The following is a 346-nucleotide window of genomic DNA, read 5'->3' as shown; positions in this document are numbered from 1 at the left end:
GCAGCGGCCAGGATGCCGTCTGGGAGCTGCAGGCCAGCCACCAGGTCGTGCAGCAACTGGTCAGCTCCCGCGCCTACTACTCACGCGACGCCGGCGCCAACCTCGACGGCCAGGCCGACCTGACCCGCGGCGCCAGCACCACCTACGGCGAGGCCTACCATTACGCCGACGAGCCCTACCAGACCCTCGGCGATCCCCTGGCGCGCGGCGATGAAGAAGGCCATGCCGAAAGCGGCGTGTTCTACGCCCAGTTGGCCCACGAGCGCTACCTCAACGACCAGCTTCGCCTGAGTGGCGCCAGCAGCAGCGCCGCCCTGGCCCCCGGCCAGGTGCTCAAGGTCGAAGG

General features: G+C 70.2%; 1 pseudogene. It reads left to right on the top strand.

Annotation, left to right across the window (positions count from 1 at the left end):
- Positions 1 to 346 (top strand): annotated as a pseudogene (locus tag L6D89_RS32485) (type VI secretion system Vgr family protein); the annotation flags it as partial.

The organism is Pseudomonas pseudonitroreducens (assembly GCF_021603645.1).
GTDB lineage: Bacteria > Pseudomonadota > Gammaproteobacteria > Pseudomonadales > Pseudomonadaceae > Pseudomonas > Pseudomonas pseudonitroreducens.
Note: the sequence above shows the minus strand (reverse complement) of the source record. Positions and strands in the feature narration are given on the sequence as shown.